Source organism: Agarivorans sp. 1_MG-2023 (genome assembly GCF_030548385.1).
Taxonomy (GTDB): domain Bacteria; phylum Pseudomonadota; class Gammaproteobacteria; order Enterobacterales; family Celerinatantimonadaceae; genus Agarivorans.
On sequence record NZ_JAUOSJ010000002.1, the window covers coordinates 136,455 to 150,912 of the forward strand.

The window sequence follows — 14,458 nt, forward strand, 5'->3', positions numbered from 1 at the left end:
TGATTAAGGGCTACACTTTAGATATTCTAGCTAAGTGAGTTAGAAAATATTCTTTAGGAAGAAGAATGCAAATAAGATGTTTATGGATGGTAATAGCGTTAATGAGTTGGAACAGCGTTGCTGAAGAGCTAACGGTGTCGCTGCTATTAACGCCCAAACAACGCAATGCTTTTCATTCCACTTTTAAAGGTTTTACCGAAGAAACCGGCATCAAAATAACCACCATCACCCGTGACGATCACGACTATAAGGAGCAGCTGCCTATTTGGCTAAATGGCGAGAGCAATGCTCCTGATGTAATGCACTGGCAAGCCTCGCAGCGTCTTTTTCATTATTCTCGACAGGGCTTAGTGAGACCAATTACTAAGCTTTGGCAAGATTTAAGGTTAGATCAGGGCTTTGCCCATTTACAAAGCGGAGTGAGCGACAACGGCCAGATTTATGCGCTGCCGTTTGCCTATTATCATTGGGGGATCTTTTATCGTAAATCACTGGTTGAAGAATTCGGCGGGCCGCAGCGCTTTTGGGACGGTTTTGTCGATCAATGTGAAAAACTGAAACAAGCCGGAATAACGCCTATAAGCATTGGAACCAAAAACTTCTGGCCATCAGCGGCTTGGTTTGAGTATCTAAATTTACGTTTTAACGATTTGACGTTTCATCAGCAGGTACTGAGTGGCCAGGTATCTTTCTACGATGATCGCTTGAGAACGGTGTTCGAGCGATGGGCGTACTTAATTGAGCAGAAGTACTTTAATGCTGATCATCACGAATATACCTGGGACGGAGTATTGCCGCATTTTTACCGCGAGCGTAGTGCCTTTTTGCTATTAGGCAATTTTGTTGCGACAAAGTGGCCAGATAAGTTACGAGACGACATTGGTTTTATGCAGTTTCCGTTGTTATTAGGTAAGCCTATCTATGAGGTTGCCCCCACTGACGTTTTTATGATTGCTCGTCATACTCAGAATGTTAAACAAGCAGAAGCATTTATTAAATACATGGCTAGGCCAGAGATTCAAACGCAGCTTGCACAAGGGTTAAGTTATATTCCTGCTTCTAAAAATGCCCACGTAATGGCGCATTCTGAAGTGGAAGAGGCGGCCAATATGCTGAAAGCGTCATTGGGAGTGTCTCAATACTTTGACCGAGAAACGATCGCCGAATTTGAGCATATTGCAGTCCGTGCTTTTACCCGCTTTTTAGATGATGCCGATATTACACGCCTCCAATGGGATTTAGAGCGTGCTAGGTTGCAAGCTTTTTGATGGAAACTTCGGTCACTTTTCATCAAATTTAACTATTTTGTCACTAAGCGTGGTATTGCTTTCATAAAATCCCTCTCAAAGTTACTTTCATATCAATTAATCGCTTGAACTTGCTCACAAAAATCAGCTCTATTGCTGTTTTTATAAACCAATAAACTTGAGAATGCCATTTAAGTAATTTGGTATTACAAATGAAAGGGTTTGGGAAGACCTAAGCAACCATTATCTCAGCAAAGACTGAGGAATCTATGCTTAAAAAATTTGTGTTATAAGATTACTTATTTTAAGCGGGCACGTAATCGCAACTCCCGTGCTGCAAGTAAGCTCATCTCGTTACTTTTGCGGCGTGCTTCTTTGGCTGAAAAATAAGGAAATTGAACATGTTAAAGCAACCTTCGCTTTTGCTGTGTGGTTTAGTAATCTCGCTGTTAGCCGGCAATGTATACGCGGCTAGGGTTAAAGTTATTAATGCTGATTTTGAGCAAGGCTGGCATGGCTGGAAAAAGTCTGGCCCCTCAGCAATATCTGACCATGGGCGAGACGATGAGTCCTCAGCAAAAATCACTGGTGAATCAGGACGTGTAGAACAAGATGTTAGGGTAAAACCCAATACTGATTATACGCTTATGGCCTTTATGAAAGGCTCTGGTCAAATTGGTGTAAATACGGTCGCTGAGTTAACCGAGAAACAAAAAGCAGTAAACAAATTCCAAACACTTACGATGAAAACTTACTCAGATGATGATTATCATCCCGATTGGGAAAAAATCACTGTAGATTTTAATAGTGGTAACTCGGATACCGTCACCATTTTTGCAGCTTATGAAGATGGAACCGGCCGGTTCGATCGTTTTAGGGTGCTACAAAAGAGAGATTAGCGCTTGGCTCAGCCCTATTAATACCCAGTAAACGCCGCGACTAGCGGCGTTTTAAGTTTCCGTCATTGCTTGGCGTTGGATTAGGCTTCCATACATTACGCAGGCGCTGTAATACATTTTCGGGGATAGATTTAGAGCATTCTAGGGTCACTTGGCGGCCACGTTTCATACCGTATATTTTCCCGGTAACTGCTTGGCTAGTGCGTTGTACTAGCTTTATCTCGTGCAAAAAATACTCTGGTACTCGACCCTTAGTGACCTCGACGCGAATCCCGTCTACCTTAATTACAAACTCTGCTGTTATTGCTTTTAACATGTTCACCTACCGCTTTAAGGCTGATTTACTGAGCTATTTTTGTTTTATAGTAAAAGAATACGTAAGGTAATTCTATTTCGTTCAATACTTCGGCCTTTGCTTAGTCTTAAGTTCGTTACTACCTTTTAAGTCAAGCTTTCTGTTCAGTGACTAACGAGGTTTAAATGCGTGGACTTAGAAAATTGTTAACAATGGGCATGTTGCTTAGTGCAAGTGTCGGAATGGTAGCGTTGCCAAGTGCGGCCGTTACCAAAGCGCCGGAAGGGGCATCGGTTTACATTATTTCGCCTAAAGATGGTGAGGTGCTTAGTAGCCCATTAACGGTGGCGTTTGGCCTAAAGGGCATGGGGGTTGCGCCAGCGGGTGTGGATAGAGAAAACACCGGTCATCATCATTTGCTGATTGACGTGAAGCAACTTCCAAACTTAGAAATGCCAGTACCTGCAGATGCTCAGCACGTGCACTTTGGTGGCGGACAAACCGAGGTCACCATTGAACTCACGCCTGGCGAGCATAGTTTGCAGTTGCTGCTGGGCGATATGCATCATATTCCACACCAACCGCCTATCCTGTCTGAGAAAATAACCATTACTGTAGAATGAGCTTGCTAGTCAGCGGTGTTTAGCGCACATTGACTTTATAAACAATGTGTTAGTAGTGGTGTAAGGAGTAAATAATTAAAGTACTTAGTTTAAACTTGCTGAATTATTTAGCACCTCCTTATGCCGCTTATGAATTTGATAACATATTGGATGCCAAGCAGTGGCAAGAAAAACAAGCGTGGTTAAGCCGCATGGTTAACCAAGCTCAAGCTGATGTGATGGCTTTTCAAGAAGTGTTTAGCGCCGAGGCTTTAGCTAAACAATGTAAGGCCTTGGGTTACCCTTATTTTTTAGCGACGCCCAGTGCGTTAGATGAATCGAGTTATGTGTATCGAAAACCCGGTTTAGCGCTGGCCAGCAAATATCCTCTACGTAGCGGCTCCTTGTATAACTCTGGCAATATCGATCTATTTAGTCGCCAGCCATTAGTGGCTAAGGTAAAGCTTGGTTCCTTAGGCTGGGTGAAGTGCTATGTTGTGCACCTTAAATCTAAACGGCCAATGTTGGATGAAGATATTCAAGGTAAGCCTAGTGATATTGATGAATACATGGGGCGCTGGCAATCAGACAATTTGCGCAATCAAGAGGTCACCTTGTTGATGCAAGATATACTGAGTTGTCGCAAGCACAAACTTGAGCCCTTAATGATAATGGGTGACTTTAATGATGATTTATCTAAAGGGGCGTTAGCGCATTTATTTGATGAACCCCAGCCACACCACGATGATGTAGAACAAGCTTGGCGCTTACATGACGCTTACTGCTTGAGCTCTTCAGCAAAGCCTCGACCTGCTACCCACTACTACGGTGGCCAGGCGAACGTATTGGATTACATTATTTTGTCGGGGGAGTTTTCAGCGGATTACCAGCAACAAATGGCAGAGGTGAGCCTCTATCACTGCTTTGACCGCCATCTTACTCATGCCGATTTTTCTATCGACAGCCAAGCTAGCGATCATGCTGCGGTGATGGTTGAGCTAAACGCCAGAGGGTAGTTTTCGCTCATAATCGATAGGGTTCAAATACTTGCTTCAAGTTCACTTTAGCTTTTAGGCGGCTGGCTAACAAATACATACCGCCAATCTTCCTATGGATTAGCAGCACATCAATGGGCGGAGTGTTCCAATAGTCATGCTCATAACTCAAGGTCATTCCGGTTTCGCGTAATTGTTTAGCTAGTGGAGATTGGGCAAAGTCATATTCTCCGTCAAATTGCAGTGGTTTAATGACCATTGATAGCATTAACTCTAAGGTGGCAATTTGTCTCTCAGTGCTGTCGTCATTCACAAAACCTAAATCAGTGAGCGCGGCTAAATCTAAGGAAAAAGGCTGGTTTAAGGCTTTGCTTAACAAATGCCGGTAACCAGCTGAGAGTGCAGAAGGAATTTGTCTGGTTGCGCCAAAATCAAGCAATATGATTTTTTGAGACTGCTTGGAGTAGAGATAGTTGGCAAAATTAGGATCTGTTTGCATTAATCCAAACTCAAACAACTCCATCATCAGTAGCTTAAATAGGTTATGCATTATTTTGTCGCGCAGTGCCTGTGGCTCTTCGCTTAGCTGATCAATAACCTCACCATCATGATGGCTCATCGTGAGAATGTTGCTGGTGGTCAGGTGCTCATACAATTGTGGTAATTCAAATTCAGGGTGAGTCGCTAATTTTTGTTGGTACTGGCGTAAATACTCTGATTCTTGCAGGTAATCGGCTTCTTGATGGAGCTGTAGTTTGGCATCTTGTAAGATTTGCTGATAATCAAACTGCTTCGGTAACAAGCCGCTTATATTAAGCAAGCTAACAACATTATCTACATCACTATCTATGCTGTCTTTTACCCCAGGATACTGAATTTTAATGGCAACCCGCTGTTGCTGGCTGAGGTAGGCACTGTGTACTTGGCCAATAGATGCGGCCGCAATTGGTTGTAGTGAAAACTGCTGAAATTGTTGTTGCCAATCTTCGCCCCATTCTTTAAGCAGTACTTGGCTTAGCTGGCCTATCGGCATGGGGTCGGCGTCGGCCCGTAATCTCGCCAGTAACTCACTCACTTCTTTGGGTAGCATCTCTCCCGCATCCATCGACATTAATTGGCCAACTTTCATGGCGGCTCCGCGCAATTTAGCCAGTTGGTCTGCTACCCGTTTCACGTTATTTGGGGTAAGTAATACCTCATTAAGCTTAGGGCGTTTTCCCGCGGCGAGTTGCACCGCTCCTTCGGCAATCATTCCACCTGCTACGCGTGAAGCCAGCGAACCAAGGCGACCAAGCCGAGCTAAGCGGCCGCTGGGTACCTTTGAGGCTTTAGAGTGTTTAGGGCTATTAATATTGCTACCTACTAAGAGCAAAAGACTGTGTTTAACAATACGCCATTATTTTTCATTTAGATCGAATATTGTGAAAAAACACAGCGTTAAGCCTTGGGCTTTTAAGGGTTTCGCAATCTGAAAATCAACCCGGGCGATAGTTTATATTTAGTTTTATCAATGGGTTACGTTTGTATTTTTCCTTTGGCCTAAAGCTTGCTGAGTCATCAGTAAATCAAGTGAATTTGCAAATTGCTAGAAGAGGCCAAAATGAAAAAACTATTAGGATTGTTATGTTGTTTACCGCTGTTTGCCAACGCTGGGATTATTACTAACGGAAGCTTTGAGAGTAATGATGTTCGTCGTGGTGGCTGGAGCTACTTCTCGAGTAATGATGTGCAAGGTTGGCAGGGGCACAACATTGAGATTTGGGATAACTTATTCAACATCAATGCGGTTGAGGGCGATCAATTCATTGAGCTTAATGCTCACTGTTCTGGTGGTGGTTCGCGAGCCTGCCAATCGGGTAAATACAGCATTTACCAAGACTTTGCGAGTAACCAAGGGCAGCAGTACAGTTTCGGTTTATCTTACCGAGCGAGAACTAACAGAAATGAGTCTTTTCAGGTAAGTATTGAAGATAGCGTAGGAAATACAGTGTATTCGCAGTTATTGGCCGATCATAATAATAATTCGTGGCGTCAATTTAGCGGAACCTTTGTAGCAAACGATAACTGGTCGAGGATCCGGTTGGATTCGATGATTAACGGTTCACTAGGCAACTTAATCGATAACGTTTACGTGGAGGCCATTCCGGTGAGTAGCTTTAGCGCAGCCACCTTTGCCGTATCTGAGCCAGCAAGTATTATTTTGCTTATTTTTGCCTTAGCGGCTTTGATTATCCTTCGAAAAAAACGAGCCGATTAAGGCTCGTTTTTACAAAAGGCAATATACAAACCGGTGCTTATCGTTTTAGGTAAGCTTGTAATACTTCACCACCACTATCAACATTCAAAGGCTTAAAGATAAAACCTTGAATACCTTGGCTCTGACAAGCATCTACCACACTGGCATCGGTAACCGAAGACAGCATTACAATGGGCGTGCTTTGGTTAGTTTCGCGCATTTTTGCTAAGGCTTTATCACCGTTAAGGCGGTTCATCACCACATCCATAAATACAAAATCAGGCTGTTTGCTAAGCAACTGCTCTACGGCGGTATCGCCATCTTCTGCTTCAATCACATTGTGATAACCAATGCCGGCTAATATACGAAGCATTGCTTTCCTAATTAATGGGCTGTCATCCACCGTCATGATTAAAGCCTCTTTTGCTAGGGGCTCACCTTCTGTTGGCGGCGCAACAATACAGGCGTCACTATTGATTACCGCTTCTTGATAGCTGTTTTGTTGGTCAAGCTGACGCACCAATAAGTTGAAGTAGTAACGGCCTACGCCTTCTACATGCACGGGTACCGTTACAATTTGTTGTACGCCCTCTAGGTAGCGGCTCATGTCAGCTAAATCTAATGCAACATGGGGGCTAGAAAACTCGAAGCCGAGTTTGTGTTGTTGTAATAAATGGGTGGCGCGACCAACAATGGTATTCCCCCATTCTTCTAGGGCGGCTACCAACTCTTCGTCTAGGCTATCACTGTTGCTTGCTTCACCGACTAAAGATTGTTGAACGGCTTGACCGATTGCTACGGCCGTTTCTTGGTAGTGGTGCATTAAAACCACGCCGTCTAGTTGCCCTTGCATGTCAGAACAAACCGCGTAACCTTTAAAGCGAAAATCTCCTACTTTATCAATGAAGGGTTCGTCGGCAGTGCCGTCTAAACCGGTCATGAGTTTAAGGCTCTGTAAAGATTCTTGAATGAAAGGATGAAGAATAATTTTATGAATGGTTTCTACTGTCATAATTTTCCTTTAATAATAGAGCCCAAGTGGGATCTATCTGCTACTCCTAGAGCATTTGTCATATGTTTGATAACGCAAACTACTCTATGGAAGAAGCATTTACGATTCAAGCAAAGCGAACAAATGTGCGATCCCTGCCTATAAAAGGCAGGAAACCAGTATCGGATTACTACCCAGACTAAGGAAAGCCCATGCCACATTGTGTAATTGAATGCCCTGCAGATTTAGCCCGAATTGTTAATTTTGATGTTTTAGTGGAAGCCGTTCACGACGCAGTAGAAGCTAGCGGCTTGTTTGCTGATGGTGATGTAAAAGCTCGTTTAGTACTGGCTAATCACTATAGGGTAGGCGGTAAGCGCGCGCCTTATGTGCATACTTCAGTGCATATCTTAAGTGGCCGTAGTGAGTTACAGAAAAAGCACTTAGCCGACGCGGTTGCTAAAGCTGTGTGTGAGTTATTACCTAGCGTGAAAATGGTATCGGTAGAGGTAAGGGATATTGCTCAGCAATATTACAGTAATCGCGCAGCAGTGAGTGCTTTGAGCGAAGCGGTGTAAGGCCTTTGGCTGTTTCGTCATGCAGATTAAGTACGGCGCCCGTTTCACTGTTCCGAAAAATGAAACAATATAACTCGCGGCTGCCGCTCAATCTTCTTAGCTTTCTTGGTTAGTCTATGGTTGTTCACCAACGAGCTAAGTCTCTTTCAGGAGACTCAGCGTTTTACAACCAAGAGAGTTTATATGAAACATACTAAGAACCTATTGCTTACTGCATCACTTAGCGCTTTGTTTGCCAGTTCTGTAGCACTGGCGAATGCACCAGAGCAAAATGACGACATCCTCACTCATCAGCAGCGCCAAGTTGTTGAAGAGGCCGAACGTTTAGGTCGTTGTTTGGCGGTACATGCCCACGAAAACGATGCACCGGTTCGTGCAGGGTTAGCGGGAATGATTAGCACTGTGCAGCAACCCGATCACGAAGCCATTGCCTTTATGACGCTAGTGGGCGAAGAAGCGGGTTACACCGTAGGTATGTTAGATGCACTGCAAAGCCAAGGTAATAATACCAGTGAGTACCTTGTATCTATCAAGAGCAGTAACAATTGTAAGATAGAAGAAACGATTAGCGAGCTTACCCTGCAGCAATAGATTGTTCGAACCGCCCAAGGAAGGGGCTAGGTTCCAGCTATGCCGCTCTCTAATGGCTTAAGAATGTTAGGCTTGCTGGGAAGTGGTTTCAGCTCCGCCATTGATAAAGTCAACGACCTGGTTTTCAGGTAAGGGCTTAGCAAAATAATACCCTTGCAAGAAATCTACACCTAAACTGCGCAGCGTGTTCATTTGCGCTTCAGTTTCAACGCCCTCTGCCACTACCGAATAATTTAATGCCTGCGCAATATGCATCACTGCGGTAATGATCGGGTAGCCGTTAGTATCAATACGTTGCACAAAAGAACGGTCAATTTTTACGGTATTTACGGCTAAATCTTGCATGGTAGAAAGCGAAGAATAGCCAGTACCAAAGTCGTCTATAGATACCTGTACGCCAATATCTTGAATCGCTTTAATTTGCTCAGCCAAGAACAGTATGTCGCTGCTAAATACCGACTCGGTCATTTCTATATGTAAGCGCTCGGGAGGTAATTGGCTGGTATGCAGCGCGTGTTTTACAATTTCTACAAAATCATGGTCTTCTAATTGGGTGACGGATACGTTCACACATACCGACAACGCCTGTTCTTGGGGCCACGAACTGGCAATTTGGCAGGCATTGTCTAATACCCAGAGGCCAATTTTTCGAATTAATCCATATTGCTCAGCAATGCCGATAAACTCATCTGGTGGGATCATTTCATCGTCAAGTTGCCAGCGTAGTAAAGCTTCAAAAGACACCACTTGGCAATCTTTAGCGCGCAAAATGGGCTGAAATGCCAAGCTAAGCTGCTGCTTTTCTATGGCTTGGCTTAAGCCATCTTTTAGTTTTAACTCACGGTGTATTTTTTGTTCTAGCTGATTGGAAAATACTCCCACGGTACAGGGCGAGCGTTTTTTCTGAGCGTACATTGCCGTATCGGCTAAGCGAATAAGGCTGTGTTCATTTTCTGAATGCTGAGGATAAAGGGCAATGCCTACCGTTGCGCCTACCGATAATCGATTATTTTGAAACGAGTAGGCTGCAGATAGCACCTGAATAATCTCTTCAGATTGCTGCACTGCTTGCTGCTCATCGCAGTTTTCTATGGCGAGTAAAAACTCATCGCCACCCCAGCGGCAAAGTAACTGGTGATTAGCGCTTATGTCTTTTAATCGGCGAGCGGTATTGTTTAGTACTTGGTCGCCTGTATCGTGGCCAATAGCATCGTTAATCTTTTTAAAACCATCTAAATCAATAAACAACACCGCTAAACTTTGCTGTTTTTTTTGGGCGGCAAGTAATTGCTGTTGCAAGTTTTGTAAAAAGGCGGTGCGATTAAACAACCCGGTTAAGGGATCAAGATTAGATAGCTCGTAAATGGTATGAGTACGGCGCTCTACTTTTTCTTCCATGTGGTGAACTAACAGGGCATTTTCATTTTTAAGTAAAATGGCCTGAGCGGTAAACTCAGCATTTTTCTTGGCAATTACCACCATAACAATGCCAAATAAAAAGCCTAAAATGCCTAGCATCTGGCGCTCGTAAATACCTGATAGCAGTAAACCAATAGAGGGTGGGCCCAATAAGATAAACGCATAAAACATAGCAGTACGTTTATGCCCTGCCAGCACAGTAGCAGACCCACCAGCCATGGCTGAAATAATGATGATGTGGGTGCTTAGGTCAATGTCGGTGCTATTAGGATTGGCGACTACTTTTAGAATATAAACTGACCACAATAAAGCAGTGAGGTTAGCACCAGAGATAAAACGTAGTACCGCTTTGCTACCATTCAGCTGTTGGTTAATATCGCGACGCTTCCATAAATGCCAGTCCACTAACCGAATAAGTAATAAACTAGTCATTAACACCCACCAAGCGTGTTTAAACTGGCGCATCTCAGCGGTGTTGAAGGCAAACACTAAAAAACTAGAAGCAATGATGGAAATAAGTATTCCAGAAAATGCATTGTTGTATAACAACTGGGCAGCATCTCTTTGGGTACATTGCTTCAATTCGATATTGTCGATAACTATTACCTTGGCAAATACCTAAGCAAAATAGTGGGCTTATAGTATTTGACTACTCGTTCAGATTTAGCGCTAACAGAGCGTTAACGCAAAACAGTATAAATATGCTCAACATTGCTTGAGTGGTTCAATATAAAAAGCATAGCTGTAATCTAAGTATTTCTCGCGAAATCCTCAGATCGACGTCACAAAGCGAAGTGTTGAGTGGTGTTTTATGCCCAAGGGAGTCAGATACATAGAAGACCTATGGGCAACATTCGCGCGCTAGCTTACCCTAACACTTTGCAATTAAGGTCTTAAAAGCGTTAAATTTTTATCACTTTTAATTCAATAAAAACGAGCTAATGAAAAAGTGAAATAAGCTGTGCAAGCAAAGTGCTTATTCAGCTGGATTCACCCAAATCCGTTTTGAAAATTAAGGATAAGCACTAAGCATAATGGCGCTGATGTTATCCTTAAAAGTGTGTTTTGGCCTATTTTAGTCGCTAAACTCTTGCAGGGCGCTTAGTGCTATTTCCGCTTGATGAGCGGGAACAAAAATGTGGTCGTGGTAAAACGCGGCCACAACATTGGCACTAATACCCCGTTCAGCCAGTTTAGTGGCTACCGCTGCGGTTAAGCCAACCGCTTCTAAACTAGAATGTACCGTTAAGGTAATTTGTTTGAAGCTACCGTCAAAGTGCAAGTTTGCTAGCAGCGCTTGCTGCTTTTCTAGTATTAAGGTGAGGCCTTCGGTTTCTACAAAGCTGGCTAAGGGCTTAAGCGATAAATAGCCGCTTAGCTCTCCTTGCTGAGTACAAAAAACAAATTCTTGCTCTAGCAGCTTTGGCTTCAATGAACCTAATAAAAGTGCTAGTTCTTTAACGCCACTCATCTACCCTTGTTCCCCTTAGTTTTTTTGAGATAGCTCTAGCTCATCTATTTGCACTTGCAGATGAAGAGAGTTCTGATTTATTTGCGTTGCATTATGTTGTAGTTTTTCACCCTCAATCTCGGTGCTGGATGCTTGAGCACTAATGCTTTCAATGCTGCTGGCCATTTCATTGGCGACGATGCTTTGTTCACTGGCTGCGGTAGCAATTTGCGAGCTCATTTGGTTTATTTGCTCTACGCCTTCGGTAATTTGCACAAACTTCTCTCGCGATAAATTAACTTTCTCTAGAGCCTCATTGGCCGAGGTATTGTTTTGGTCAATGGTACTGGCCGAGCTGCTAATTCCCGAAGAGAGATGCTCTAACATGGTTTGAATCTCTTTAGTGGCTTCTTGCGAGCGAGCCGCCAGATTACGAACTTCGTCTGCCACTACGGCAAAACCTCGCCCTTGCTCTCCGGCTCGTGCGGCCTCAATGGCTGCGTTCAGCGCTAACAGGTTAGTTTGTTCGGCAATGCTGCTAATGGTGTCGGTAATTGAGCTAATTTGTTGGCTTTCTTGGGCTAGATTTTTGATTTTGTCGGTGGTGGCGGCCATTTCGCTGCTAAATTGCTGCATTGTTTCCAGAGCATCAGCAACCACTTGGTCTCCCTCTTCAACAGTTTTACTTAAGTATTGAGTCGTATCGGCTGTGTTTTGCACATTCTCTCTTACGCCGTCTACTGTCACCGACATTTGATTCATACCAGTGGCGATTTGCGTGGTATGGCTACTTTGGGTTCGCATACTTTGCAATACGTCATCACTGGTAGCAGAAAGGCTATCGGCGGTCTCTATCATCGCTTTTACCGACTCAGATACTTGCATAAACATGGCTTTGTAGCGTGCCTGCACAATCTTAATCGACGCCAAGGCTTGCAGCATTTCTAGGTTACCATCAACGGTGATGGCTTGGGTGAAGTCTCCGGCGGCTAAGTCTCTATTGTGTTGCTGAATTAAGCGAATTCGCTGGTATACGTGTTTATGGCTATAGAACCAGTAGATCAGTTGAACCACTGCGCCACTTATTGCGAGCAGCTTTATGGTGGTATTTTCTGACGCTATAACAATGGCTGCACACAGGCATAATAGCAGTAGGTTAAACATCATATTGATGGTGCTAATCGAAGTGCGTTCAAATAATGGTGCATTAGGAATCTTGATGCTGCTATTACTACGCATTTTTGCGTAGAGCTTTTCGGCTTCGCTTACCTGTGCGTCATTAGGTTGAGAGCGAACCGACTGATAACCTACGGTTTTTCCTTGTTTCACAATAGGCGATACAAAGGCGTCTACCCAGTAATAGTCGCCATTTTTACAGCGATTTTTTACATATCCACGCCATGGGTTTCCAGATTTTACGGTTGACCAAAGGCTTTCGAAAGCTGCGGGAGGCATTTCTGGGTGACGTACAATGTTGTGGTCTTGGCCAATGAGTTCTTCGCGAGTAAAGCCGCTAATGGCTACAAAGGCGTCATTAACGTACTTAATTTTACCCTGTAAATCGGTGATGGAAACTAAGTCTTCTTTGGACGTGAATTTTTGCTCTTGCTGGGTAATGGGTTGATTATTTCTCATTTACCGTCCTTTAAATGTGCAGTGCCTAAATCATTAGCGGCATTCACTAAGCGCAAGCCAGAACGCCAAGCAATAAATACGCGCAAAATATTGTTTCGTAATTAGCCAAAGTGTAGCTGGGTAAATTATTGGCAAAATTAATATTAGTGCTTTTGACCGCGAGCTTGGCGGATTATTCACGCTTTTGGGGCGCGGTGTTTGTAAGACGTCAGTTTATTGAAAGCGGCTGGAAAGGCTTGTGGCTGAGCTAAAAACGCTACTTTTATAAATCTTGAATTGCTTGGTTTAGCGCCATGGGGGAGCTTGTTTTCTAGAGAGGCCCCGTATTTTGTTTGGCGGTAAGCATATGCTAAGAGTTAAATGTAGAGCGAACCTGTTAGGGGGAAGTGTTTGCTGCTTAGTGGCATAAGCTAGACAATGGTTGGGTCACTAAATACTAGGGTTTTAGCCAACGGGAATATTCGCTGCTGCTGTCCTTCATATCCAAATATAGCCATACCATGCGATCTACAAACCACGCTTTAAATGCCATGATCCAACAGTTAGCTGCTATGAGAATTGTGATATCTAATTGGTAAAGCCCGTATATAAATAGCGGAACACCTAAGCCAGATAATACCTGCAGAATGATACAGGGTTGTAGGTGGTGCCGAGGAATCTTGACATGTTTACGTTTAAGATAAATTCGCTCACCAAAGGTACCCATGGAGGCCCAGTGATGGGTGTTAGCGGGCTCACCAAATAAACGGGGATTGACCCATATCCAAGCAATAGACAGCAGAATAGGCACTATTGCATATATACCGAGCCATTGCCGAGACCAAAACGCGAGTGATATTAGCGGCAGAATAGTAAAGCGGCTGTACACACTCCAAGGATTTGCATGGCGGCGCCAACTACGTTCGTCCATGCCCATCAGTTTTTCTGCCAACTGAGTAATATTCATAACTCTTTAGTGACCCTTGGGCAAAGGTGCTGCCTTTGTCTTGGCTAAATGGATACTGATGAAATAACAACAAACGCAAGCCGCAGCGATGCCAAGTAAGTCGGCAGAGGCATCGACTAAATCAAAGGTTCGAGTTGGCATATAGGCTTGGCTAAGTTCTTCGCCTAGTGCAAAAACAGTCACCGCTATTGCTCCCCAGTAAATAGGAATGTTGGCAATGCGTAGGCCGCTGAATTTGGTCGCTAATACGCAGATGAAGGTGAGCGTGCCAAACAAACCAAAGTGGCCTAGTTTGTCACCATAGGGAAGGGATCCTACAACATTGAAAAACACGCTACTGGCGCCAGTATTGGCCAAATAAATTACCCAAAGGATAAAACTAAACAACAGTAGGGCTAAAATGCTGGCAAATTTATACATGAAAGAAAGCTGAGCTAAGAAACATTGTTGAGCAATATAACAAGGAGTGGTGATTAAGATAAGTCATTAGTTTCACAACACTTAGTCTTTGATGGCCTTTAAATGAAAATGCTCAGATACGATAACCCCTAATTGGGGAAGAGGGTTGCTAGGC

The 14,458-nt window shown here is 43.7% G+C and carries 15 protein-coding genes; 7 read left to right on the forward strand and 8 right to left on the reverse strand.

Features of this window, described 5'->3' with window-relative positions; genetic code table 11:
* Positions 1-65: 65 nt before the first annotated feature.
* Both Q4592_RS02695 and Q4592_RS02700 read left to right on the forward strand, forming a co-directional pair.
* Entirely contained in the window at positions 66-1,268 is a 1,203-nt protein-coding gene (locus Q4592_RS02695) for an ABC transporter substrate-binding protein (protein ID WP_303509458.1), read from the forward strand.
* 380 nt (positions 1,269-1,648) lie between these two features.
* The gene (locus Q4592_RS02700) at positions 1,649-2,146 is read left to right on the forward strand and encodes a carbohydrate binding domain-containing protein (protein ID WP_303509460.1); all 498 of its coding nucleotides are present in this window, start codon (positions 1,649-1,651) and stop codon (positions 2,144-2,146) included.
* A gap of 40 nt (positions 2,147-2,186) precedes the next feature.
* Here the strand turns inward: Q4592_RS02700 and Q4592_RS02705 are convergent, their stop codons facing one another.
* Positions 2,187-2,462: a DUF3634 family protein gene (locus Q4592_RS02705; protein WP_137672191.1), complete on the reverse strand. Its 276-nt coding sequence runs from the start codon at positions 2,460-2,462 to the stop codon at positions 2,187-2,189.
* Between the two features lie 164 nt (positions 2,463-2,626).
* Between Q4592_RS02705 and Q4592_RS02710 the strand changes: the two genes are divergently transcribed.
* Complete coding sequence (locus Q4592_RS02710; protein WP_303509465.1) at positions 2,627-3,064, forward strand: DUF4399 domain-containing protein; 438 nt, start codon at positions 2,627-2,629, stop codon at positions 3,062-3,064.
* Positions 3,065-3,159: 95 nt separating this feature from the next.
* Positions 3,160-4,059, forward strand: coding sequence for an endonuclease/exonuclease/phosphatase family protein (locus Q4592_RS02715; RefSeq protein WP_303509467.1), 900 nt, complete (start codon positions 3,160-3,162; stop codon positions 4,057-4,059).
* A 7-nt stretch (positions 4,060-4,066) separates the two neighbouring features.
* Here the strand turns inward: Q4592_RS02715 and Q4592_RS02720 are convergent, their stop codons facing one another.
* Positions 4,067-5,410: an AarF/ABC1/UbiB kinase family protein gene (locus Q4592_RS02720; protein ID WP_303509470.1), complete on the reverse strand. Its 1,344-nt coding sequence runs from the start codon at positions 5,408-5,410 to the stop codon at positions 4,067-4,069.
* 228 nt (positions 5,411-5,638) lie between these two features.
* Between Q4592_RS02720 and Q4592_RS02725 the strand changes: the two genes are divergently transcribed.
* The gene (locus Q4592_RS02725) at positions 5,639-6,295 is read left to right on the forward strand and encodes a DUF642 domain-containing protein (RefSeq protein WP_303509473.1); all 657 of its coding nucleotides are present in this window, start codon (positions 5,639-5,641) and stop codon (positions 6,293-6,295) included.
* Between the two features lie 37 nt (positions 6,296-6,332).
* On the opposite strand, the gene Q4592_RS02730 is transcribed toward Q4592_RS02725, so the two are convergent.
* Positions 6,333-7,286, reverse strand: a complete 954-nt coding sequence (locus tag Q4592_RS02730; RefSeq protein WP_303509476.1) for a response regulator — start codon at positions 7,284-7,286, stop codon at positions 6,333-6,335.
* A 191-nt stretch (positions 7,287-7,477) separates the two neighbouring features.
* Between Q4592_RS02730 and Q4592_RS02735 the strand changes: the two genes are divergently transcribed.
* Positions 7,478-7,843, forward strand: a complete 366-nt coding sequence (locus Q4592_RS02735; protein ID WP_137672188.1) for a 5-carboxymethyl-2-hydroxymuconate Delta-isomerase — start codon at positions 7,478-7,480, stop codon at positions 7,841-7,843.
* Between the two features lie 183 nt (positions 7,844-8,026).
* A complete protein-coding gene (locus tag Q4592_RS02740) occupies positions 8,027-8,434 on the forward strand; it encodes a hypothetical protein (RefSeq protein ID WP_303509479.1) in 408 nt (135 codons plus the stop codon).
* 66 nt (positions 8,435-8,500) lie between these two features.
* On the opposite strand, the gene Q4592_RS02745 is transcribed toward Q4592_RS02740, so the two are convergent.
* From Q4592_RS02745 to Q4592_RS02765, 5 genes are all read right to left on the reverse strand, one after another.
* The gene (locus Q4592_RS02745; RefSeq protein WP_368509291.1) at positions 8,501-10,402 is read right to left on the reverse strand and encodes a putative bifunctional diguanylate cyclase/phosphodiesterase; all 1,902 of its coding nucleotides are present in this window, start codon (positions 10,400-10,402) and stop codon (positions 8,501-8,503) included.
* A gap of 526 nt (positions 10,403-10,928) precedes the next feature.
* On the reverse strand, positions 10,929-11,324 hold the full coding sequence (locus Q4592_RS02750) for an ACT domain-containing protein (protein ID WP_303509481.1): 396 nt from the start codon (positions 11,322-11,324) through the stop codon (positions 10,929-10,931).
* Between the two features lie 15 nt (positions 11,325-11,339).
* Positions 11,340-12,938, reverse strand: a complete 1,599-nt coding sequence (locus Q4592_RS02755) for a PAS domain-containing methyl-accepting chemotaxis protein (RefSeq protein WP_303509483.1) — start codon at positions 12,936-12,938, stop codon at positions 11,340-11,342.
* A gap of 436 nt (positions 12,939-13,374) precedes the next feature.
* Positions 13,375-13,884, reverse strand: coding sequence for a DUF6653 family protein (locus Q4592_RS02760; RefSeq protein ID WP_303509485.1), 510 nt, complete (start codon positions 13,882-13,884; stop codon positions 13,375-13,377).
* A gap of 6 nt (positions 13,885-13,890) precedes the next feature.
* Entirely contained in the window at positions 13,891-14,304 is a 414-nt protein-coding gene (locus Q4592_RS02765) for a VanZ family protein (protein WP_303509488.1), read from the reverse strand.
* Positions 14,305-14,458 lie beyond the last annotated feature (154 nt).

What these genes read in the sequence shown, in the direction of transcription:
- Q4592_RS02695 (WP_303509458.1), top strand. Translation starts at nt 66, where the DNA reads ATGCAAATAAGATGTTTATGGATGGTAATAGCGTTAATGAGTTGGAAC.
- Q4592_RS02700 (WP_303509460.1), top strand. Translation starts at nt 1,649, where the DNA reads ATGTTAAAGCAACCTTCGCTTTTGCTGTGTGGTTTAGTAATCTCGCTG.
- Q4592_RS02705 (WP_137672191.1), bottom strand. Translation starts at nt 2,462, where the DNA reads ATGTTAAAAGCAATAACAGCAGAGTTTGTAATTAAGGTAGACGGGATT.
- Q4592_RS02710 (WP_303509465.1), top strand. Translation starts at nt 2,627, where the DNA reads ATGCGTGGACTTAGAAAATTGTTAACAATGGGCATGTTGCTTAGTGCA.
- Q4592_RS02725 (WP_303509473.1), top strand. Translation starts at nt 5,639, where the DNA reads ATGAAAAAACTATTAGGATTGTTATGTTGTTTACCGCTGTTTGCCAAC.
- Q4592_RS02730 (WP_303509476.1), bottom strand. Translation starts at nt 7,286, where the DNA reads ATGACAGTAGAAACCATTCATAAAATTATTCTTCATCCTTTCATTCAA.
- Q4592_RS02735 (WP_137672188.1), top strand. Translation starts at nt 7,478, where the DNA reads ATGCCACATTGTGTAATTGAATGCCCTGCAGATTTAGCCCGAATTGTT.
- Q4592_RS02740 (WP_303509479.1), top strand. Translation starts at nt 8,027, where the DNA reads ATGAAACATACTAAGAACCTATTGCTTACTGCATCACTTAGCGCTTTG.
- Q4592_RS02750 (WP_303509481.1), bottom strand. Translation starts at nt 11,324, where the DNA reads ATGAGTGGCGTTAAAGAACTAGCACTTTTATTAGGTTCATTGAAGCCA.
- Q4592_RS02755 (WP_303509483.1), bottom strand. Translation starts at nt 12,938, where the DNA reads ATGAGAAATAATCAACCCATTACCCAGCAAGAGCAAAAATTCACGTCC.
- Q4592_RS02760 (WP_303509485.1), bottom strand. Translation starts at nt 13,884, where the DNA reads ATGAATATTACTCAGTTGGCAGAAAAACTGATGGGCATGGACGAACGT.
- Q4592_RS02765 (WP_303509488.1), bottom strand. Translation starts at nt 14,304, where the DNA reads ATGTATAAATTTGCCAGCATTTTAGCCCTACTGTTGTTTAGTTTTATC.